The 21,142-nt window shown below is 55.2% G+C and carries 19 protein-coding genes; 6 read left to right on the top strand and 13 right to left on the bottom strand.

The window, feature by feature from the left end:
* Positions 1-65: 65 nt before the first annotated feature.
* The 3 genes from fieF to cpxP form a co-directional block, all read right to left on the bottom strand.
* On the bottom strand, positions 66-968 hold the full coding sequence (gene fieF / locus J5224_RS17395) for a CDF family cation-efflux transporter FieF (protein ID WP_264626572.1): 903 nt from the start codon (positions 966-968) through the stop codon (positions 66-68).
* A gap of 41 nt (positions 969-1,009) precedes the next feature.
* On the bottom strand, positions 1,010-2,197 hold the full coding sequence (locus J5224_RS17390; RefSeq protein WP_264626571.1) for a sugar transporter: 1,188 nt from the start codon (positions 2,195-2,197) through the stop codon (positions 1,010-1,012).
* 457 nt (positions 2,198-2,654) lie between these two features.
* Positions 2,655-3,155, bottom strand: coding sequence for a cell-envelope stress modulator CpxP (cpxP, locus tag J5224_RS17385; RefSeq protein WP_413544691.1), 501 nt, complete (start codon positions 3,153-3,155; stop codon positions 2,655-2,657).
* 152 nt (positions 3,156-3,307) lie between these two features.
* Here cpxP and cpxR point away from each other — a divergent pair, with 152 nt between their 5' ends.
* Both cpxR and cpxA read left to right on the top strand, forming a co-directional pair.
* A complete protein-coding gene (gene cpxR, locus J5224_RS17380; protein WP_264626569.1) occupies positions 3,308-4,006 on the top strand; it encodes an envelope stress response regulator transcription factor CpxR in 699 nt (232 codons plus the stop codon).
* A gap of 16 nt (positions 4,007-4,022) precedes the next feature.
* Positions 4,023-5,396, top strand: a complete 1,374-nt coding sequence (gene cpxA / locus J5224_RS17375; protein ID WP_264626568.1) for an envelope stress sensor histidine kinase CpxA — start codon at positions 4,023-4,025, stop codon at positions 5,394-5,396.
* A 43-nt stretch (positions 5,397-5,439) separates the two neighbouring features.
* On the opposite strand, the gene J5224_RS17370 is transcribed toward cpxA, so the two are convergent.
* The 3 genes from J5224_RS17370 to J5224_RS17360 are packed head-to-tail and all read right to left on the bottom strand — an operon-like array spanning position 5,440 to position 8,425.
* On the bottom strand, positions 5,440-5,784 hold the full coding sequence (locus tag J5224_RS17370) for a metal-sensitive transcriptional regulator (RefSeq protein WP_264626567.1): 345 nt from the start codon (positions 5,782-5,784) through the stop codon (positions 5,440-5,442).
* Complete coding sequence (locus J5224_RS17365) at positions 5,768-5,980, bottom strand: heavy-metal-associated domain-containing protein (RefSeq protein WP_264626566.1); 213 nt, start codon at positions 5,978-5,980, stop codon at positions 5,768-5,770. The genes J5224_RS17370 and J5224_RS17365 overlap by 17 nt, the downstream gene beginning before the upstream one ends.
* A gap of 57 nt (positions 5,981-6,037) precedes the next feature.
* A complete protein-coding gene (locus tag J5224_RS17360) occupies positions 6,038-8,425 on the bottom strand; it encodes a heavy metal translocating P-type ATPase (RefSeq protein WP_264626565.1) in 2,388 nt (795 codons plus the stop codon).
* 377 nt (positions 8,426-8,802) lie between these two features.
* Between J5224_RS17360 and J5224_RS17355 the strand changes: the two genes are divergently transcribed.
* Positions 8,803-10,968: a hypothetical protein gene (locus J5224_RS17355; protein WP_264626564.1), complete on the top strand. Its 2,166-nt coding sequence runs from the start codon at positions 8,803-8,805 to the stop codon at positions 10,966-10,968.
* A complete protein-coding gene (locus J5224_RS17350; RefSeq protein WP_264626563.1) occupies positions 10,938-11,681 on the top strand; it encodes a DUF3142 domain-containing protein in 744 nt (247 codons plus the stop codon). Before J5224_RS17355 ends, J5224_RS17350 begins: the two co-directional genes overlap by 31 nt.
* 7 nt (positions 11,682-11,688) lie before the next feature.
* Here J5224_RS17350 and J5224_RS17345 read toward each other — a convergent pair whose 3' ends face one another.
* Entirely contained in the window at positions 11,689-12,153 is a 465-nt protein-coding gene (locus J5224_RS17345; protein ID WP_264626562.1) for a tRNA (cytidine(34)-2'-O)-methyltransferase, read from the bottom strand.
* Between the two features lie 135 nt (positions 12,154-12,288).
* Between J5224_RS17345 and J5224_RS17340 the strand changes: the two genes are divergently transcribed.
* A complete protein-coding gene (locus J5224_RS17340; RefSeq protein ID WP_264626561.1) occupies positions 12,289-12,564 on the top strand; it encodes a DUF2756 domain-containing protein in 276 nt (91 codons plus the stop codon).
* Between the two features lie 4 nt (positions 12,565-12,568).
* Here J5224_RS17340 and J5224_RS17335 read toward each other — a convergent pair whose 3' ends face one another.
* The 6 genes from J5224_RS17335 to ugpB all read right to left on the bottom strand — a co-directional run bounded on the left by J5224_RS17335 (position 12,569) and on the right by ugpB (position 18,696).
* Positions 12,569-13,525, bottom strand: coding sequence for an AEC family transporter (locus J5224_RS17335; protein ID WP_264626560.1), 957 nt, complete (start codon positions 13,523-13,525; stop codon positions 12,569-12,571).
* Positions 13,526-13,700: 175 nt separating this feature from the next.
* Complete coding sequence (gene ugpQ, locus J5224_RS17330) at positions 13,701-14,450, bottom strand: glycerophosphodiester phosphodiesterase (protein WP_264626559.1); 750 nt, start codon at positions 14,448-14,450, stop codon at positions 13,701-13,703.
* Positions 14,450-15,523 carry a sn-glycerol-3-phosphate import ATP-binding protein UgpC gene (locus tag J5224_RS17325; protein WP_264626558.1) on the bottom strand — a complete coding sequence of 358 codons (1,074 nt, stop codon included), beginning with the start codon at positions 15,521-15,523 and terminating at the stop codon, positions 14,450-14,452. Before J5224_RS17325 ends, ugpQ begins: the two co-directional genes overlap by 1 nt.
* 6 nt (positions 15,524-15,529) lie before the next feature.
* Positions 15,530-16,375, bottom strand: coding sequence for a sn-glycerol-3-phosphate ABC transporter permease UgpE (gene ugpE, locus J5224_RS17320; RefSeq protein ID WP_222159108.1), 846 nt, complete (start codon positions 16,373-16,375; stop codon positions 15,530-15,532).
* An 11-nt stretch (positions 16,376-16,386) separates the two neighbouring features.
* The gene (gene ugpA / locus J5224_RS17315; protein WP_264626557.1) at positions 16,387-17,268 is read right to left on the bottom strand and encodes a sn-glycerol-3-phosphate ABC transporter permease UgpA; all 882 of its coding nucleotides are present in this window, start codon (positions 17,266-17,268) and stop codon (positions 16,387-16,389) included.
* 96 nt (positions 17,269-17,364) lie between these two features.
* Positions 17,365-18,696, bottom strand: a complete 1,332-nt coding sequence (ugpB, locus tag J5224_RS17310; RefSeq protein WP_264626556.1) for a sn-glycerol-3-phosphate ABC transporter substrate-binding protein UgpB — start codon at positions 18,694-18,696, stop codon at positions 17,365-17,367.
* A 416-nt stretch (positions 18,697-19,112) separates the two neighbouring features.
* Here ugpB and J5224_RS17305 point away from each other — a divergent pair, with 416 nt between their 5' ends.
* Entirely contained in the window at positions 19,113-20,735 is a 1,623-nt protein-coding gene (locus tag J5224_RS17305) for a methyl-accepting chemotaxis protein (RefSeq protein WP_264626555.1), read from the top strand.
* Positions 20,736-21,142 lie beyond the last annotated feature (407 nt).

Below are 21,142 nucleotides of genomic sequence, written 5' to 3'. Positions count from 1 at the left end.
GGTCAGGCAAAATAATGCCGCACAATCCATTTTCTATCACATTTCTCAAACAAATACAGGCTGGATCACACCTCAATACGCCCGCGTTGCTCTTCAGGAACGGCAGAAGAAGGGTCTTGGTGGATCAGAATATCGGCACCGGGAAAGCGCTCACGTAGCGCCTGTTCTAGAGCGTCCGCAACGTCATGTGCCTGGACCAGTGGCAATGTGTCATCCATCTCCAGATGGAGTTGAATAAAACGAGTCGGCCCGGAGCGCCGGGTGCGTAATTGGTGTGCACCATTGATACCCGGCCAGCCGCGAATGAGGTCAACAATCGCTTGTTGCTCTTCCGCTGGCAAAGCACGGTCCAGCAGAGACTGCACCGCATCATAGCCAATACGCAGGGCGCTGTAGAGAATATAAACCCCGATACACAGCGCAAATATGGCGTCGGCACGCGTAACACCGCGCCAACTCAGCACTAACGCTATCAGAATAGCGCCGTTCATAAACACGTCAGACTGGTAGTGCAATGAATCAGCACGTATCGCCTGGCTCTGCGTTTTACGTACGACCCAGCGTTGAAAAGTAACCAGTATGAATGTCGCTATCAGAGCAATCACCGTGATGACAATCCCCACCTCTGGCGCATTCAATGGTTGCGGTGTAATCAATCGTTGAAAACCGCTCAAGAGAAGGAACAGCGCCGAACCCGCAATGAACATGCTCTGTGCAATAGCCGCCAGCGACTCGGCTTTCCCATGACCAAAAGCATGCTCATCATCGGCAGGCTGTAGGGCATAGCGTAACGCCAACAGGTTTACCAGCGATGCGCTGATATCCACCAACGAGTCCACCAGTGAAGCCAATAAACTCACCGAACCGGTGTGCCACCAGGCGAAGACTTTAATAATAAATAACAGCAGCGCCACGGTTGTCGCAACCACTGCGGCGCGCGTCACCAAACGCTTATACTGCGAATCCATCCAGCACCTCGCCTCAACAGAGTATGTATCCCATCATGACATTACTTCATGACGGCATGGCTAAACACCAGCGCATAGCGCCGAAAAATAAACAAGCACCACAGCAGCGCAATGCAGCCCAGTGAGGCACCCACAAAACCAATCTCGTTCATGCCGACATGCGTGATGATCTGGTTGCCCAGCAGCGCACCACCGCCGATACCCACATTATAGATGCCGGAGAACAATGCCATGGCAACATCCGTGGCATCCGAGGCCAGCGTCAGGACTTTTACCTGCATGCCGAGGCTCAGCGCCATGATAACAATGCCCCACAACACACAGACAATGGATAATCCAAATGGATTTTTTGCCATTGGCAGCAACAGCGCCATGCACAACGGCAATGCCGCAATGCTTGCCATCAGAAAACCCATCGGATAGCGGTTGCTGTAGCGGCTGAAAAGCATGCTACCGATAATACCGGCACCGCCAAAAATCAGCAGCAATACGGTGGTGAAGTTCTCGCTTAATCCGGCGACCCGCTGTACGAAAGGCTCGATATAGCTGTAAGCGGTAAAATGGGCCGTCACCACCAGCACCGTCAGTGCATAAATGCACAGCAAGGCCGGGCGTTTGAGCAACAATGGCAGGCTTTTCAGCGAGCCCGAATGGCTGCTGGGTAGCGGAGGCAGCAGCTTCATCAACACCAACAGAATCGCAAAAGCCACCACGCCAATGCCGCTGAAGGTGACACGCCACCCCATGTACTGCCCGATCAGACGACCAAGCGGCAAGCCCAGCACCATTGCCAGCGCGGTACCGGTTGCCAACAGGCTCAGCGCTTGTGCTTTCTTGCCCGGCGGTGCAAGACGCACCGCCAACGAGGCCGTGATCGACCAGAAAATGGCATGCGCCAGCGCCACACCGATACGCGCCGCCACCAGTACCCAGAAATTCCAGGCTAAACCGGAAATGATGTTGCACACGGCGAACAGGATAAACACCTTGATCAGCAGCCCCCGCCGTTCCATATCGCTGCATGCCAACATAAAGGGTAACGACATGGTGCCCACCACCCAGGCATAAATCGTGATAATCAAGCCGACCTGTGCGGCGCTCATCGAAAAGCTGACGGCAATATCGGACAACAAAGCCACGGGCGTAAATTCAGCGGTATTAAAGATAAAGGCCGCCATAGCGAGGCTGATAACACGAAACCATGCTATCGAACGGGATGAAAGGGTCATGAGCTGCACACTACCAGGTATCAACAACATAGAAAGAAAATCGGCAGCGATTCGCGCCGCAGGGAGAGGCATCGAACGCTGCACGCGAACAGAAGGACGGCTGGGTTACACCAAAGGCAGCGCCTACACCGACCAAAATCTGCAAAGTAGATCACATTTTACGCTGAATCGAGGCGGGCGGTGGTACTTTTTTTAGGCCGTTAAGCGAAGAACAGCGCGAATTTTAGGTGCCAACTCGGGCGTGATTGCGATCAGAAGGATGAATTTACTGGTTTTATCAGGCGTTTCTCATTCTCTAACACCCACTGTTTTTGAAAGCCTTTTCCTAAAAAATGGCAAAAAAAAAGCCCGTCATCATGACGGGCAAAAAGACAGGGATGGTGTCTATGGCAAGGAAATCAACTTCTTACTACTCTCACTACACACTACTCACTACAGGGTTACTCAGGGATTCGGTTCACTGTTCTGCCCCCCATAGAGGGGACATGGATGCTTCAGCCTGGGATAACTGCTGCCTCATCTCGTTCATTCGCTGCTGATATCGCTGTTCGAGAACTGATTTTTGCTCTGAATTCAGCAATTTATACATTTGGTTGCGTACACGCGTCATTTCTATCTGGCGCTCAACCTGTGCCTGCATCATCTGTGAAATCTGTTTTCTGACGGCAGCTTCATCAAATTTATCTGCGGTCACCAAAGTGTGCATTTTTTCTATATCATTGAAGTGCAGCACGGGCGCATCTTGCCTTGCCTGTTGCATCAGGTCACGCATGTGTTGACGCTGTTGTTCCGTCAGTTTCACACCGTCAAACAGACCGCGCTGACTGATGGCGTTTCGCAAGGCTGCATCGCCATGGTGCCAACCGAGCAGTGACGCACTATCGCTATCGGCTACTGATGCGTTAACGACACCGAACATCAGTAATGAAATGAGAGAGATTTTTATGCGCCGTAGCATCATCACCCTCCGATACAATGCGCCAATCTGTGAATCAATGAACACAAGTCTAAACACCTTGCTGCAAACATGCGTCAGAGGATGTAAAACTACGTAAAGTCATGGAATACCGTCGATCTATGACGTATTTTGCCCCTGGAGGTAGCCTAATCATGAACAAGATTCTGTTGGTGGATGACGACAAAGAACTCACTGCTTTGTTGAAAGAGTTGCTCGAAATGGAAGGCTTTAACGTTGTCGTTGCCCACGATGGCGAGCAGGCATTAAACGTATTGGACAGTACGGTAGATTTGCTGCTGTTGGACGTCATGATGCCGAAGAAAAACGGCATCGATACCTTGAAAGAAGTGCGGCAGCAGCATCAGACCCCCGTCATCATGCTAACGGCACGCGGTAGCGAACTGGATCGTGTTTTGGGGCTGGAACTGGGGGCAGATGATTATCTGCCTAAACCGTTTAACGATCGTGAACTGGTGGCCCGCATTCGCGCTATTTTACGTCGTTCATCGTGGACCGAGCAGCAGCAGACCACGGATAACAGTTCACCGACCGTTGAAGTGGACGGCCTGCGTCTCAATCCGGGGCGTCAGGAAGCGAGCTTCGACACCGAAGTGCTGGACCTTACTGGTACCGAGTTCACGCTGCTCTACCTGCTGGCTCAGCGGCTGGGACAAGTGGTATCGCGCGAGCATCTCAGCCAGGAAGTGCTCGGTAAACGTCTGACGCCGTTCGATCGTGCGATAGACATGCACATTTCCAACCTGCGGCGTAAACTGCCGGAGCGTAAAGATGGGCAACCCTGGTTCAAGACGCTGCGCGGACGCGGTTATTTAATGGTCTCAACAAGTTAAAATAGGTAGCTGCGGCATGATCGACAGTTTGACTTCGCGCATCTTCGCCATTTTCTGGCTTACGCTGGCGTTGGTACTGATGCTGGTACTGATGTTGCCCAAGCTGGACTCACGCCAGATGACGGCGCTGCTGGAAAATGAGTATCGTCAGGGCGTGATGCTGGAGCAGCATATCGAAGCCGATCTTGCCGCCGATCCCCCTAACGATCTGTTTTGGTGGCGACGCCTGTTTCGTGTGATCGAAAAATGGTCACCGCCGGGGCAACGTCTGGTGTTCGTCACGAGTGAAGGGCGCATTTTCGGCACGCTGCAAAAAACCGAAATGCAGATTGTGCGTAACTTTATCGGCCAGTCCGATAATGCCGACCATCCGCAGAAGAAAAATTATGGTCGACTCGAGCTACTCGGGCCATTTTCCGTGCGCGACGGGGAGGATAATTACCAGGTTTATCTGATCCGCATGGCGAACAGTCCGCAGTCCGATTTTATCAATTTGCTGCTGGACCGCCCGCTGCTGTTACTGATTGTCACTATGCTTATCAGCACACCGCTGCTGCTCTGGCTGGCCTGGAGCCTGGCAAAACCCGCGCGTAAGCTGAAAATTGCTGCCGATGAAGTGGCACAAGGCAACCTGCGCCAGCACCCTGAGCTGGAAGCCGGGCCGCAAGAGTTCCTTGCCACAGGCGTCAGCTTTAACCAAATGGTCAGCGCACTGGAACGCATGGTTACCGCGCAACAGCGTCTGCTTTCTGATATTTCCCACGAGCTGCGCACGCCGTTGACACGTTTGCAATTGGCGACCGCGCTGCTGCGCCGTCGTCAGGGTGAAAACAACGAGCTGAACCGCATTGAAACCGAAACGCAGCGGCTGGACAGCATGATTAACGACCTGCTGGTGTTATCTCGCAACCAGCACAAGAATGAGCTGGGGCGTGAATACATCCGCGCTGATGAGTTGTGGGGAGACGTGCTGGACGATGCCCGCTTTGAAGCCGAGCAAATGGGTAAAACGCTGGACGTGCCCTATCCCCCCGGCCCCTGGCCACTGTTCGGTAACCGCTCAGCACTGGAAAGCGCCTTCGAAAACGTGGTGCGCAATGCCCTGCGTTACTCAAACACCCATATCAGCGTCGCCTTTGCCGTTGATAATCAAGGACTAACCATTAACGTTGACGATGATGGCCCCGGCGTTAACCCTGAAGATCGCGAACAAATCTTCCGTCCGTTCTATCGCACCGATGAAGCGCGCGATCGGGCATCGGGCGGTACCGGGTTAGGGTTGGCGATTGTGGAGAATGCGATTACGCAACATAAAGGCTGGGTTAAAGCAGGCGATAGCCCGTTAGGGGGGTTACGTCTGACCATCTGGCTGCCGCTGAACGAACGCTAAGCGCAGAATAAACACGTGGGGTACGGCGCGTTGCGCCGCCCCGCTAGCGCATACGCTGAATGACTTGCAACAGTTCTGCTATCGCGTCTTCTCCGCCATCTTCCAATACCGCCTTACGCACACAGCCGTTGGTGTGATCGGCCAGCAGTTGATTGGCGACAGCATTAAGGGCGGAGCGGGCCGCAGAAATCTGATTCAGGATATCAACGCAATAACGGTCTTGTTCGATCATCTGACCGATACCGTTAACCTGACCATTAATCCGGTTGAGCCGGTTCAGCAGCGCTTTTTTACGCGGCTGAACCACACGGCGAACATCCGGTTCATCGGCAGCATTGGCCGCTTCAGTGGCTGCGGCACAAAACTCGCATTTACGCGACGACGTCAAAGCCGAGTCCTTCGACCGTGTCGCGGAAGACGTCTGGGTTGGCTTTTTCTGTCTCATTGAACTCCACGTTTACCAGACCGGTTTCCAGCGTGACCTGCACACCCTGAACCCCATTAAGCGCTTCCAGCGCGTTCTTGACCTTACTGGCGCAGCCGCCGCAGGACATACCTTGGACGTTGATTGTAGCATGGGACATAAAATACTCTCCATTTCACATTGTGTGACACCGGGCGGAGCCGGAAGGCTCAGGATATCAGTCGCGCCGGGTCGGTTTCCAATGACGTAACAGCAGTGAATTGCTCAGCACCGAAATCGAACTGAGCGCCATGGCACTCCCGGCAATAACCGGATTCAGTAACGACAACGCCGCCAGCGGAATACCCAGCACGTTGTAGAAAAACGCAAAAAACAGATTCTGTTTCACCTTGCCGAGCGTCGCGCGCGACAGGCTGATGGCATCCAGCAGGCTATCAAGGCGATTACGCATCAGCACCACATCCGCCGTATCCAGCGCAATGTCCGAGCCTGCGCCAATGGCGAAGCCCACATCCGCCGCCGCCAATGCAGGCGCATCATTGATGCCGTCGCCCACCATACCCACACAGCGTCCACTGGCCTGAAGGCGCTGTATCTCCGCCGCCTTGTGCTCCGGCAGCACCTGAGCCACCACGTTGGTGATCCCCACCTGTTTGGCAATCACCGCCGCCGCACGGGGATTATCCCCCGTTAACATCATGACCTCGATGCCCTGATGTTGCAGGTCGGCGATCGCGGTGCGTGCATCGTCACGCACCTTATCTGCCAGCGCGATATACCCCAGCAGAAGGCCATCGCGGGCCACGGCAATCACCGTTTTTCCCTGCGCTTCCAGTGTGGCAATCTGCGCCTGATCGAGCACGATAGCATTTTCAGTCAGAAAACGTGGTGACCCCAACAGCCAGTTTTCACCGGCGACCTCACCTTTTACCCCTCGGCCAATCACCGCCTGAAACGCACTCACCTCAACGGCTTCCACCCCGGCTTCCTGCGCATGTTGCGCCAGCGCTTGCCCGAGGGGATGCTCAGAATGCTGTTCGAGAGAAAAGGCGACGCGCAGCAGCTCAGCGTCAGCCACCGCCGCTTCTGGCAGTACGTCGCTGACCGAAGGCTTCCCTTCCGTGATGGTGCCTGTCTTATCCAGTACCAGCACCTGCAAGCGCTGTACCTGCTCTAACGCATTGGCATTGCGGAACAAGATACCGGCACGCGCCCCTTGTCCCGTACCCACCATGATCGCCGTCGGCGTCGCTAACCCCAGCGCACAGGGGCAGGCAATCACCAGCACCGCTACTGCACTCACCAAACTGGAGGCCAAATCTCCACTGATAAACCAGTGTGTCAGCCAGGTAAGCAGCGCGATCGCCACCACCACCGGCACAAACACCGACGAGATTTTATCCGCCAGACGTTGTACCGCCGCCTTTGAACCCTGCGCATCTTCCACCATGCGGATAATGCGTGCCAGCGCCGTGTTACTCCCCACGCCGGTGGCTTTGACGCGCAGCATGCCGCTTTGGTTAAGCGTCGCACCAAACACCTCAGCCCCCACCGCTTTCACCACCGGAACACTCTCACCGGTAAGCATCGATTCATTGACCTCCGAGAGGCCATCCAGAATGACGCCGTCGACAGGAATACTCTCGCCGGGACGCACCACAAAGATATCGCCGCTGTGCAGACTGGCTACATCGCGATCTTCAATGTCACCGTCCACTTCCACATGAGCAATGGGCGGTTGCAGGTTGAGCAAGCCCTCAATGGCGGCACCGGTTTTGGTTTTCGCTCGGCTTTCCAGCAATTTACCCAGCAGCACCAGCGTAATGATCGCGGCGCTGGCTTCAAAATAGAGATGACCGTGCGGCGTGGTCAGTAACGTGAACAGACTGAACAGATAGGCTACGCTGGTTCCCAGCGTGACCAGCACGTCCATGTTGGAGGTGCCGCTACGTAATGCGCTCCAGCCACGGCGGTAGAAATGACGCCCGCTCCAGAACTGCACCGGCGTTGCCAGTACGGCTTGCAGCCAACCGGGCAGCAGATGCCCGCTGCCGAAAAACATTCCGACCATTTCCACCATCAGCGGTACCGTAAGCACAGCCGCAATCAGAAATTCCCGGCGTTCACGCTGCCACGCGCGTTCACGTCGTGCACGCTCTTCACCGCGCTGACCGCCCTCAACCACATGGGCCTGAAAGCCCCCCAGCTCAATCGCGCGCACCATCTGTTCCGGGCTAACCACGCCGGGGCGATAGCGCACACTGGCTCGACTGCTGGCAAACAGTACCGTTGCACGCACGTCAGGCAGGGCTTCCAGTGCCGCCCGAATCCGTTCGGCACAGCGTTCGCTGCTCATGCCGGAAAGTTCCAACGTCAGAGTCTGTTCAACGACGTCAAAACCAACCTTATGTATCGCCGCGACCACATCCTGCACTGTGCTGCTTTCCCCTTGCAGCCGGACACGCGCACGCTCACTGGCGAAATTAACGTTGGCTTCCACCCCCGGCAAGCGGTTCAGCACGCGCTCAAGGCGTACAGCACAGGCCGCGCAGGACATGCCGCTAATGGGAAGGTGCAATGAGAGAGGATCGCTAGCATTAGTCATTTCATTGTTATCCTTAGACTTTCCGTTAAAAGGCGTCGATATATGCCTTGTCGGTGAGGGGATAACATTCCCCCTGATTTCGCTAACAATATACCCTCATGGGGTATATTGTTAGCGAAATCGTGCTAAAAAAGTTTGTCCCGAAATCATTCACGTTGCAGTAAGGCGACACGCTCAGTCACATACGCTAGCGGGCAGATACAAACCATGACGGTCAACAGAACCCTACCGTGACTCGAATTTCAGTCATCTGCCTGTTGTATTTTGCTGCTCCTTAAGTAGAGTGAGCGGTATTTCTCGCCATTTATCAGGGCAGTCAGTTTGAGCAAAGCGTGGTGCGATCGCGTTGCTCCTTGTCCGTTAAACAGGAAGTGATAATGAAAGGTGTTTCCTTATTGGCTGGCGCACTTGCACTTCTTTTCAGCGGCCAGGCGTTAAGTTCAGGTGATGACGTATGCGGATTTTCCGATGCCGAATGCGGCATTGCGGCGCTGCCTTATCTGGAGCCCAATAACGACACCCGTGTCAATCTCATCCTGTTGCAAAGCAGTCGCCACCATTTGGCCCTTCCGCTGCCACAGCCATTGCCCGATCAGACACGAACCCGTGTGAATCCGTTTACCGCCTATCGCGTCATGGGACTGACGGCCAGTGAGACCAGCGAAGACGACACCACAGCGGACAGTGCGAATCAACCCTCACCGCTGACGACCAAAGCCAGACAGTTAGGCCTTCCTCCCGAGGTACAAGCGCAGATGGATACGCTGGCACCGGAAGAGAACGAAGGGCGCCATATCTCCAATGATATCAGCGCGGTAGAAGCCTTTTTCGATGTGCTGTTGGCAGATACCCAACTCACCGCGCCGCAGCGTATCCAGTTAGCGCAGGCGCGCATCAACATGCTCTCCTCCGCGACGACGTTAGCCACCATGACCGACTACCTCGCGACGCTGCCTGCGGACGGCCATGCAGGAGCGCTCAAGCAGTATTTAATCAACGCGGTGGCCTTTTATCAGGGCCTGTTTGAACAGGCCAACAGCGGCTTTCAGTCGCTGACCACCGCCAACCAGCCGTGGGTGGCCGAAACCGCGCGCTACATGTTGATTCGCGTGTCGCTGAATAAAGCGATGGAAAATGCGCTGGATGAATACAACATGTTCAATGTCGATAAGGCGGACAAGGAACAGGGACAACGCGCGGTCGAGCGCATTGACGCCTATCTGCAAGCCTACCCGAAGGGCCGCTATGCTGATTCTGCCCGTGGGCTTTATCGGCGCGCCTACTGGGTGATCGGCAATGAAAATGCCCTGTCGGCGCGCTACCAGCGTGTGATTGCGGCGCAGAAAGATCTGGATGCGTTACAGACCATCAATAACGAAATCGACAATAAACTGCTGGAAAGCAGCAGCTTTATTCAGACGCCAGACGCACCGTTGCTGATGCTGGTGCAAGATCTGAAACGGCTGCGCAGTGACAAAGGTTGGATGCAGTGGCCTGCGTTGTCAGAAGCCGAGCTGATCGCCCAGCAGGCGATGTTTGACGATGCCGGAATGCAGCAGCAGTATCGCTATCTGCACGCCGCCTTCCACTATTATCAGCAGCGGGATGCGGTAGCTACGCTGGCATTGATTCCTGAGGAAACGGGCAAGGATCTGACGGACACCACCGATTTCAGCCTCCAGGTGCTGCGCGGTTTGGCGCTAGAGGCCGAACACGGCTGGCAGGCGGCAGAAACACACTGGCGGCATCTGCTGACGTTGAAAACCAACGAAACGCAACAGCAGTATCTGCAACTGTCGCTGGCGGAAACGCTGGTCAAAGCAGGTCATCCTGAGGCTATTTTTGCACCAGACAGCCCGGTCAAAAATCTGCGTTTCCGCTCTGCGGTGCTGAAAACATCGGCCAATGCCGATCTGCTGCGCCAGCAGACCGGTGAACAGCAAACCCATGAAGAACGCGTCGTGGCACTGCACACGTTACTAACCCAATCGCTGGTGCACCGTGATTATGCCGCCTATCTCAAAGACAGCGAACTGTTGCGCACCATTGCACCGTTGCAAAGCGCAGAAAACGCCAGTTGGAATATGGAAGATCTCACCGCCTTCACTTGGGATGGCAGCGATACCGAAGAGGGGTATCAATGCCCCGCGCTGACCACGGTGGTATCCACGTTAAATAAACGGCCGAATGACGCTCACGCCACCAACTGTTTGGGCGAATTTTTCTTCCGCACTGGCAATGAGGTTGGGTTCGATTGGGGTGAAAGCAACCAGTTGGATGCCTTGACCAACGCCCCCAGCCAATTCAACGGAAAAGCCTATTCCCGGTTGGAGGCTTACCTGAAAGTGATTGCCGATCCGCAGGCGCCGCCGGAAGACAAAAGCTACGCGCTTTATCGCGCTATCTACTGCTATGCACCCAGCGGTATGAACGATTGCGGCACGCAAGAGATCAGTAAGGCAACGCGCAAAGCCTGGTTTACTCAGCTGAAAACCGAATTCAAAGGCAGCCAATGGGCCACGCAGCTCAAATATTATTGGTAATCGCCTGCGTTCTGTTCACGAACGACGCCCATTCTGAACGCGTCAACGCCACCCATTATCAGGACTTTTGGTTATGGGCAGCCGTCAAACCGCAGCCGGTGCTGCATCAGGCACACACGCTCTACCTGCATCAGGGCGAAATCGCCCGCCGTCAGGGGAAAACCGTGTTTTTACGCCAAGGATTACCAGCCAGCGCACTGCGGGTGGACAACCTGTGGCTCTCCTACCGCATTACCATGTTGGATCTTTCGGACAAACACCTGAACCGTATGCTGAAAGCGCAGGCGCGCTGGCGCGCATTGGGTAACCGGGTGAACGGTATCCAGATCGATTTTGATGCCCGCAGCTATCAGTTGGCTCGCTACGTGAAATTTTTGCAAACCTTACGCCAGCGTTTGCCCGCAGACACGCAGCTCAGCGTTACCGGGCTGCTGGACTGGGCCAAAACCGGTGACGTTGGCGCGCTTAACCGGCTGGGCGGCGTTATCGATGAACTGGTGGTACAAACTTATCAGGGCCGATCGACGGTGACACGCTACGCGGAGTATCTGCCCGCCCTGATGAAACTGCAGATTCCCTTCCGTCTTGGCCTGGTACAACACGGGCAATGGGACGAACGCTGGCAGCGCCGTTTAGCCGCCTCTGCATACTACCGCGGCAACGTGGTGTTTCTGGTCAATCCGCCGCCAGAAAGAGCCATGTTCAGTAAATAGAAACGCGTTAGCTGCCGCCGCCAAAGCCGTTTTGCCGCCATGCTTCGTAGCTGATAATGGCAACCGCATTCGAGAGGTTGAGGCTGCGATTGTTCGACTGCATGGGAATGCGAATACGCTGTTCCGGCGTAAAACCGTTACGAATCGCATCCGGTAATCCGGCGGTCTCAGAACCAAACAGCAGCACATCGCCCGGCTGATAGGCAGGTTGATCGTAAGGGCGGCTGCCTTTGGTAGTGCAGGCAAAAATACGCTGACCGGCCACGGCAGCCAGAAAATCCTGATAATTTTTATGGCGGCTAACATTCGCCAGATCGTGATAATCCAGCCCGGCGCGGCGCACCTTTTTTTCATCCAGATCGAAGCCCATCGGTTCAATCAGATGCAATTTACAGCCATTATTGGCAACCAGACGGATGATATTACCGGTGTTCGGGGCAATTTGTGGCTCATAGAGCGCAATATGGAACATGAGAATAGGTCAACAAAAGCGTTTTCAGGCCGCCAGTATATAACACGCCGCCCTTGGCTTCGAAGCAGGAATTCAGACAACATGCCGCGACGTTTTTCGGCCGGGCGCGTACACTGTATACAGGAGGTACACATCATGACCCGTTATCTGATTCCGATATTTTGTCTGGCCTTGGTGTCGCTTGGCTCACAGGCCAATACGCAAAGGCTCACCACCCAGCAACAACCGCTCGAAAACAGCATTCCCAGCCAGCAGCGCCTGCAACAGCAGATGCAGCAAAACCAACAGTTGCAGCAACAGCAGTTGAATCAGGACATTCAGCGCCGTAGCGAACAGCAACAGCAGGAGTTGCGGCGTCAGCTCCAACAAAATCAGCAGCGGACGCAGCAGCAAAACCAACCCCGCTACTGACCGGCTACAGACTCACCCCCATCAGCGCCAGGATCAGCGGCGTGGTCAGCGCCGCCAGCGCGGTCGATAACAGCAGGCTGGCGGCAATGGGGCCGCCCAGCACGTTAAACTGGCGCGACATCAGGTAGAGGTTAACGCCAACGGCCATCGAGCCCAGCAGAACCACCACGCGGGTTTCCATTTCCGGCAGCCCAAGCATCACCGCCAGCCCCCAGATAACCAGAGGCTGCACCAGCAGTTTGAGTACACACACCACCGCGCTGATTTGCCAGCCATCGCGCACCCGATATTCAGCCAATCCCATACCGAGCGAAATCAGCGAGAGCGGCACCGCCGCCTGTGACAACATCCCCACCGGCTGATCGACAAAATCCGGCAGGGAGAACCCGGTCAGGCTGAACAGCGTGCCGGATAAGATGCCGATAATCAGCGGATTTTTCAGTACCCCAACCGCCGTTTTGCCAAATCCTTGCAGCGACAGTGCGCCGTTGCGCGCCCACTCCACTGATACGGTGACCAGCGTCCACAAAATCAGTCCGTTAAACACCAACACCAGCGCCACCGAAGGCACCGCGTCTTCACCGAGAATGGTGGTAGCCAGCGGCAACCCCAGCATGACGTTATTGGAAAAGATACCGCTCAGCGCAAAAACCGAGCCGGAGACACCGTCCAGATCAAACACCTTGCGGGCAACGATACGACCAATCACAAACACGACCAGGCAACTGCCGAAAAACGCGATCAGCAACCGGGCATCCACCGGGGGACGCTTGGAAAAATCACTCATCATGCGGAACAGCATGGCAGGCAGGGCGACAGAGAAAACAAAGCGGCTGACGCCATCGGTGAACGCGGTGGGCCATTTGGCAAACCGGATCAGGCTGTAACCAAGAATAATCAAGACAAACAGCGGCAGTGAAATCACCACCTGGTGCCAAAAGGAGAGTACAAAGGGGGGCATAGGGTAATCCTTCAATGCCTCACTCAGCAGCGCAAGATAGCCTGATTAATGTAAGCGCCCACTAACAAGTCCGGACACATCAGGCCACCTCGCACAGACGGAAAGGCGCGCAATCACCGGCTTATTAGACGAATTATTATCTCCCCTGAGCACAGCTCAGGGGACGTGGGCGGATTTAGCCGGCGACAAATTCCGCGCCAATTAAATCTATCCGGTCTGTACAGATGCAGTCAACGCCCCAGGCCAGCAAATCACGCGCACGCGCCGGTGCGTTCACGGTGTAAACCAAAATGCGCAGCCCCGCCGCTTTCAGCAGCGCTACCCGTTGTGCATCCAGCAACTCATGGTTGAGGTGAATGGAGACGCAGCCGAGATCGCGCGTCAGGCGCAGCCAGTCCTCTTCCCACTCATCCAGCAGCAGCCCACGCGGCAGCGCTGGCACCGCCTGCTGTGCGGCGGCCAGTGCATCAACAGAGAAAGAGGAGAGCAGCGGTTCGACCGGGTGATCGCGCCACAGCTGTGCCGCCGCCTGCGCGATGATACGACCGGTGAGGGTTTCTTGTCCGGTAGTCGGTTTGATCTCGATATTGGCCGCTAAGCCGTACTGTTTGCAGCGCGCTGCCACCTCGGACAATAGAGGTAAGCGCTCACCAACAAACTGTTTGTTGTACCACCCACCCGCGTCCAACCCCACCAGCTTATCCCAAGGCAAATCGCCCGCCACGCCCCAACCGTTAGTGGTTCTCTCCAACGTATCATCATGCAGCAAAAAGATTTCGCCATCCTGAGAGAGCTTGGCATCAAACTCGATCATTTTATGCCCGTAATGCGCCCCCACATCGATGGCGGCCAGCGTGTTCTCCGGTGCCAATGCACCACCGCCGCGATGGGCGACAATTGCCGGATAAGGCCACTGTTTTTCCATTATTCCACCCGCAATCCGCTTTCAGTATCAAAGAAATGCCACGCCTGCGCTGGCAGAGCCAGCCACAAGGTGTCGCCGCGCGCCGGGCACTGTTCGTGGGAAAGGCGTACCACCACCCGCTGTTCCCCCCATGCACCGTGCGCCAGGTTATCCGCGCCCAGCAGTTCAAGGGTGGTCAGCAAGAGCGGTATGCCACCCGCCTCACGCGTGGTCAACTGAATATGCTCCGGTCTAACGCCCAACGTCAATGCCCGTCCGCCCCACGCGGGTTTTGCCACCGGTAGCGGTAAGACAAACTCCGCGCTGAACATAAACTGTGTGCCGTCATCGCTGACGCGCCCCGCCCACAGGTTCATGGCGGGGGAGCCGATGAAACTGGCGACGAACAGCGAAGCAGGACGGCGATAAATTTCCGTCGGAGGCCCAATCTGTTCGGCAATCCCCTTATTCATCACAATCACGCGTTCTGCCAACGTCATGGCTTCCACCTGATCGTGCGTGACATACAGGCTGGTGGTGCGCAAGCGCTGATGCAGTTGCTGAAGCTCAAGACGCATCTGCACACGCAGTTTAGCATCCAGGTTGGAGAGCGGTTCATCGAACAGGAACACTGCGGGCTCGCGCACGATAGCGCGGCCCATGGCGACACGCTGACGCTGCCCGCCGGAAAGCTCACGCGGTTTACGTTGCAACAGCGGCAGAAGCTCGAGAATACGCGCCGCATCCTCAACACGTTGGCGGATCTGCGCCTTACCCAAGCAGCGGATTTTCAGCCCATAGGCCATGTTGTCATAGACGCTCATGTGCGGGTACAGCGCGTAGTTCTGGAACACCATGGCGATACCGCGGTCTTTCGGTTCCCGTTCGGTCACCCGTTCTCCGTCGATATAAATATCACCGCTGGTGGTGCGCTCCAATCCAGCTACCATACGCAGCAGGGTTGATTTCCCGCAGCCAGAAGGGCCAACCATCACCACAAATTCACCATCCGCCACATCCAGATCGATGGGCTGAATCACCTGTGTTTTACCGTCATAGGATTTGGTGACGGCCTGAAGTTTTAAACCTGCCATATTGTCTTATTTCTCACTATCCACCAGACCACGCACAAACCAGCGCTGCATCAACAGCACCACCAACAGCGGCGGCAACAACGTCATCAACATCGCCGCCATCACGTGGTTCCACTGAGTGGCGACATCGCCAGAGGCGATCATGCTTTTCAGCCCGGCCACGGCGGTGCCAAGGTTAACGTCATTGACGATCAGCAGCGGCCAGAGATACTGGTTCCAGCCGTAAATAAAGGTAATCACAAACAGCGCCGCCAGATTAGTGCGCGAGAGCGGCAACACCATATCGAAAAAGAAACGCATCGGGCTGGCACCATCAATGCGTGCCGCCTCCATCAACTCATCCGGCAGCGTCATAAAAAACTGCCGAAACAGAAACGTAGCGGTAGCCGACGCCATCAGCGGCAGCGTCAAACCGGTCATGCTGTCCGTCATGTTCAAATGGGCAATCACTTCCACCGTCGGAAAGATACGCACCTCCACAGGCAGCATCAGCGTCAAAAAAATCATCCAGAAGAACAGTGAGCGGCACGGGAAACGAAAGTAAACAATGGCGTAAGCAGAGAGAATGGAGACGGTAATTTTGCCGAAGGTAATGGCTAACGCCATCACGGCGCTGTTGAACAGCATCTTGCCGAACGGCGCGTTGTTCGAACCGGCACCGTGGTGCCAGACATACACCAGATTGTCCCACAGCTGGGTGCCGGGGATGAGCGTCATCGGCGTTTGAAACACCGCCTGATTGTCCAGCGTTGCCGCCACCACGGCGACATAGAGCGGAAACAGAATGGCGAGAACGCCGACTACCAGCATCAAGTGGCTGAAAATATCCAGCCCGCGACGATTTTCGATCATCGGTGCGCCCCTTAGTAATTAACCTTGCGTTCCACAAAGCGGAACTGAAGGACTGTCAAGCCGACCACCAGCAGCATCAACACCACCGACTGCGCCGCAGAGCTGGAAAGATCCAGACCGGCAAACCCTTCACGATAAATTTTGAAAATCAGGGTAGTCGTAGCCTGCATCGGCCCGCCCGCCGTGGCGGCATCGATAATGGGAAAGGTGTCGAAAAAGGCATAAACCAGATTGACCACCAGCAGAAAGAAGCTGACGGGCGAGATCAGCGGCAGCACCAAATTGAAGAAACGACGCACCGGACCGGCACCGTCAATGGCCGCCGCTTCCACCAAAGAGCGCGGAATGGACTGCAATGCAGCCAGGAAAAACAGAAAGTTATAGCTTATCTGCTTCCAGATAGACGCCAGCACCACCAGAAACATCGCCTGACCGCTGTGGGTAGCGTGATTCCAGTCATAACCCCACTGACTTAAGCCATAGGTGATTAACCCGCCGGGGCTGAACAAGAACATCCACAGCGCGGCCGCTACCACCGGCGCCACCGCGTAAGGCAGAATAAACAGGGTTTGGTAGAGGCGGCGACAGCGCAGCACATAATCCACCAGCGCCGCCAGCAGTAACGACACGCCCATGCCGCACACCGTTACCAGCGAACTGAACACCAGGGTGGTAGAGAACGCGTCCAGATAGTAACTGTCGCTCATCAGGTGGCGGAAATTTTCCAGACCGACAAACTCACTGGAGAGACCAAAGGGATCAATACGCTGCGTGGAATACAACAGTGCCTGACCGGCAGGCCAGATAAAGAAAACCACTGTGATAGCCAGTTGGGGAAACACTAACGCATAAGGCAACCAGCTACGGCCAAAGACAGGGCGGGATGAGGTCATGCCACATACTCAATCAAAGAAGGGGAAAACAGGGCGACAGATGCCGCCCTCCGTCACTCCCGCACAGGCGGGAATGACGAGAAAGTGCCTGCAATCTTACTTGGTAGACTGCTCGAAGCGACGCAACAATACGTCGCCGCGCTCAACCGCCGTATCCAACGCTTGCTGCGGCGTTTTCTTACCGGTCCAGACGCTTTCCAGCTCTTCATCCACGATGGTACGGATCTGCGGCATATTGCCTAAGCGTAACCCTTTGGTGAATGCCAACGGCGGCTTGTTCAGCATCTGGCGCGTCGCAATGTCCGCACCGGGGTTCTTCTCATAGAAACCCTGCTGCTTGGTCAACTCATACGCGGCGGTGGTGATCGGCAAATAGCCGGTCTTCTGGTGCCATTCGGCGGCCATTTCCGGCTGAGCCAGGAACTGCATAAACTGCGCGACGCCTTTGTAAGTGGCATCGTCTTTGCCGCCCATTACCCACAGGCTGGCACCGCCGATAATGGCGTTCTGCGGCGCGTTCGGCACCTCAGCGTCATACGGCATCATTCCTACGCCATAGTTGAATTTGGCATGAGCACGGATGTTAGCCAACGAACCAGACGATGCCGTGGTAATGGCGCAATCGCCGTTGTAGAACTTCTCGGTCGACTCGTCCTTGCGGCCGTAGTAGGTGAAGTCCCCTTTCTTGTTCATGTCCTGCAACAGCTGGATATGCTTGATTTGCGTCGGCTTGTTGAATTCCAGCACCGCATCCGTGCCGTCGAAGCCGTTATTCTTGCTGGCAATCGGCAACGCATGCCAGGCGCTGAAGTTTTCAATCTGAATCCAACCCTGCCAGCCGCTGGCGTAGCCACACTTCATACCAGCCGCGCGCAGCTTGGCCGTGTACTCCGCCATTTGCTGCCAGGTTTTCGGCGGTTGTTCCGGGTCCAGTCCGGCTTTTTGGAAAGCGTCTTTGTTGTAGTAAAGCACCGGCGTTGAGCTGTTGAACGGCTGTGACAGCAGGTGCCCCGTTTTCGCGTCGGCGTAATAGCCGGAGACGGTCGGCACAAACACGCTCTCATCAAAATTGATTCCGGCATCTTTAAATACCTGATACACCGGTTTTATCGCCTTACTTGCCATCATGGTGGCGGTGCCCACTTCATAAACCTGAAGGATGGCGGGCGCGTTACCCGTGCGGTAAGCCGCAATCCCCGCAGCCAGGCTCTGCTCATAGTTGCCTTTGTATACCGGCACAATTTTGACATCGGGGTGCGATTGGTTAAAACGCGTCGCCAGCGAATCTACCGTTTTCCCCAGTTCGCCTTCCATCGAATGCCAGAAAGGGATCTCGGTCACTGCGTTGGCGTTAGCCTGATACGCCAACGTCAGCGCCACCAGAACCGCCGCGTTACGCAGCGTCCGTGTCTTAAGCGCGTTAAACATGCCTGTCTCCTGCCATAAAAGGTGAGCACCTGTGCAAAGGGGTGCGTTTCTTGGTCGAGGGGTAACATGGCACGGACGCATGACAGCAAGATAACCAAACGATGACACCCGCATGACACCCTGCCCGCCACACTCGCGTAGCAGAATTACCGACAATATTTGTGGCCCATATCGCGCTTCGGGATAAATGTTTACCGACGGGGTGCCGATACCAAAGACATCATCTGTTTTTTTACTCATTTACCGGGTGAAATCGCACAGCAAACGAATAATAAAGTAAATAAACCATTGATGATGCAAGCATACGCAACACTGTTCTCGTGAATGGGTGCAATGAGCAATGCCAGGGTGACTCACCGCTTCTTATACCGAGGCGAACCCGCTTTACTGACAAACTCGAAAAAAATGGGGAACATATGCAGCGCATACGCGATATCAAGTTAGGTACATTACTCGGTGGTGGGTTCGCTGCCGTGATCATTATCGGCGTGCTGGTGGCAGGCTTTGGCCGCATGCATCTCGCCGGCTTGGGCCAAACCACCGACAGTCTCGCCAAGCAGCATCTGAACAACCTGTTTGTGTTACAGGAACTGAAAGACAACCTGAACGTTACCATTAAAGCCACACTGCGCATGCTGCTGATGACGGACAAAAAAGAGCTGAGCGACAGCCAGGCATTGATTGAAAAAACCAGTGCACAAAACGGCAAGTTAGTGGAAAAGCTGGAAGCCAATCTGCACGCAAAAGAAGTGCGCGCCATCTTGGGTGAACTTCAGCAAAATCGCGTCACCTTTGCCAAACTGGGACGAGAAGCGGTCGGCATGACGCTGACCGATCGTCAGGCAGAAGCGGCGGTGTTGGTAAAAGGCCAATTGGAACCGGTGCAAACAGCCATGTTTGGCAACCTCAACACCATGATCCAGTTGCAAAAAGACCTTACCGCCCAGATAGCCACCAACGCCGTGGTCGAAGCGGAAGCGGATGGCAACAGTCTGCTGCTGCTCGCGGCACTTTCCGCCCTGTTAGCCGCCGTTATTGCCTGGTTCATCACCCGCCACATCAAAAAATTGCTGGGCGGCGAACCGCTCTACGCCATGCAGGTGGTGCAAGAGATTGCGCAGGGTAATCTGGCCGTTCCGGTAACGCTCGCCGACGCGGACAACAGTAGCCTGCTAGCTGCCATGAACCATATGCGTGACAGTCTGAGCAAGCTGGTGATTCAGGTGCGAGAAAGCAGCGAGTCTATTTCGACCGGTGCCAGTGAAATCGCCGCTGGCAGCACCGATCTCAGCCAGCGCACCGAAGAGCAGGCTGCCAGCCTGCAACAAACCGCAGCCTCGATGGAGCAGATCAGCCAGACGCTGCAACAAAACACGGATACGGTTCGCTCCGCCACCGAACTTGCCAACACCGCCAGCAGCACCGCCGCCAAAGGGGGAGAGGCGGTAGGCAATATCGTGCGCACCATGACCGACATTCGCGACAGTTCCCATAAAATCAGCGACATTATTACCGTGATCGACGGCATTGCCTTCCAGACCAACATTCTGGCTCTGAACGCCGCAGTGGAAGCGGCACGCGCCGGGGAGCAAGGCCGCGGCTTCGCCGTGGTGGCAGGCGAGGTCCGCTCACTGGCACAGCGCTCAGCGTCGGCGGCCAAAGAGATCAAAACGCTGATTCAGGATAGCGTTAGCCGTGTGGAAACGGGTTCGAAGCTGGTCAGCGATGCCGGAGCAACCATCGATGAATTGGTGCGTCAGTCACGTCATGTAGCCGATATGATTGATGAGATTGGTGTCACCACCCGGGAACAGGGTTCTGGCATTCACCAGATTAATGACGCCATCACCCAACTGGATCAGGTCACACAGCAAAACGCAGCGCTGGTAGAGGAATCCAGCGGGGCAGCGGAGAGCCTGAACGATCAGGCACGCCATCTGGTGGATCTGATGAGCACCTTTCAGGTAGAGGGTGGAACATTCCAGTACCGCGCCTCACCCCGTACCACCGCAGCGCCTATGGCTCTGGGGCATAAATAACCGCACCGCGTGATATCAGCGATGTCGCCCTATTTGGCGGCATCGTTTATTCGCGGCGTACCAGAGAAAAATACCGCAAACGTGATACTGAATACGCCTTGTGAAAAAGCGTTATTCTTTTTTCTTAAACCAAATTAAAGGAATATTTAATTACATTAATGGCAACATTACAAAACAAAAAGAAAATAAATCGGTAACCAATTAGTCACCTTTATCCTCCCTCTCCAGTAAAACTACCTCTTTTTAGCCGTTTATTTTTCCAGAAATATTCCTAATAATGGCGCGTTATTTCGCCCAATAAAAAAATAGCGTCGCCAGCGGCTGCTATTTACATAAAGCATTCCTCCCCCTATGGCGTAAATACGGCCTCACAGAAATTATCACCCACAGGACATTGTTTAATTAAG

The organism is Candidatus Symbiopectobacterium sp. NZEC135 (assembly GCF_025962695.1).
The sequence above is the reverse complement of the archived record's forward strand: the minus strand, read 5'-3'. Positions and strand labels throughout refer to the sequence as shown.

What these genes read in the sequence shown, in the direction of transcription:
- fieF (WP_264626572.1), bottom strand. Translation starts at nt 968, where the DNA reads ATGGATTCGCAGTATAAGCGTTTGGTGACGCGCGCCGCAGTGGTTGCG.
- J5224_RS17390 (WP_264626571.1), bottom strand. Translation starts at nt 2,197, where the DNA reads ATGACCCTTTCATCCCGTTCGATAGCATGGTTTCGTGTTATCAGCCTC.
- cpxP (WP_413544691.1), bottom strand. Translation starts at nt 3,155, where the DNA reads ATGCTACGGCGCATAAAAATCTCTCTCATTTCATTACTGATGTTCGGT.
- cpxR (WP_264626569.1), top strand. Translation starts at nt 3,308, where the DNA reads ATGAACAAGATTCTGTTGGTGGATGACGACAAAGAACTCACTGCTTTG.
- cpxA (WP_264626568.1), top strand. Translation starts at nt 4,023, where the DNA reads ATGATCGACAGTTTGACTTCGCGCATCTTCGCCATTTTCTGGCTTACG.
- J5224_RS17365 (WP_264626566.1), bottom strand. Translation starts at nt 5,980, where the DNA reads ATGTCCCATGCTACAATCAACGTCCAAGGTATGTCCTGCGGCGGCTGC.
- J5224_RS17360 (WP_264626565.1), bottom strand. Translation starts at nt 8,425, where the DNA reads ATGACTAATGCTAGCGATCCTCTCTCATTGCACCTTCCCATTAGCGGC.
- J5224_RS17355 (WP_264626564.1), top strand. Translation starts at nt 8,803, where the DNA reads ATGAAAGGTGTTTCCTTATTGGCTGGCGCACTTGCACTTCTTTTCAGC.
- J5224_RS17350 (WP_264626563.1), top strand. Translation starts at nt 10,938, where the DNA reads ATGGGCCACGCAGCTCAAATATTATTGGTAATCGCCTGCGTTCTGTTC.
- J5224_RS17345 (WP_264626562.1), bottom strand. Translation starts at nt 12,153, where the DNA reads ATGTTCCATATTGCGCTCTATGAGCCACAAATTGCCCCGAACACCGGT.
- J5224_RS17340 (WP_264626561.1), top strand. Translation starts at nt 12,289, where the DNA reads ATGACCCGTTATCTGATTCCGATATTTTGTCTGGCCTTGGTGTCGCTT.
- J5224_RS17335 (WP_264626560.1), bottom strand. Translation starts at nt 13,525, where the DNA reads ATGCCCCCCTTTGTACTCTCCTTTTGGCACCAGGTGGTGATTTCACTG.
- ugpQ (WP_264626559.1), bottom strand. Translation starts at nt 14,450, where the DNA reads ATGGAAAAACAGTGGCCTTATCCGGCAATTGTCGCCCATCGCGGCGGT.
- J5224_RS17325 (WP_264626558.1), bottom strand. Translation starts at nt 15,523, where the DNA reads ATGGCAGGTTTAAAACTTCAGGCCGTCACCAAATCCTATGACGGTAAA.
- ugpE (WP_222159108.1), bottom strand. Translation starts at nt 16,375, where the DNA reads ATGATCGAAAATCGTCGCGGGCTGGATATTTTCAGCCACTTGATGCTG.
- ugpA (WP_264626557.1), bottom strand. Translation starts at nt 17,268, where the DNA reads ATGACCTCATCCCGCCCTGTCTTTGGCCGTAGCTGGTTGCCTTATGCG.
- ugpB (WP_264626556.1), bottom strand. Translation starts at nt 18,696, where the DNA reads ATGTTTAACGCGCTTAAGACACGGACGCTGCGTAACGCGGCGGTTCTG.
- J5224_RS17305 (WP_264626555.1), top strand. Translation starts at nt 19,113, where the DNA reads ATGCAGCGCATACGCGATATCAAGTTAGGTACATTACTCGGTGGTGGG.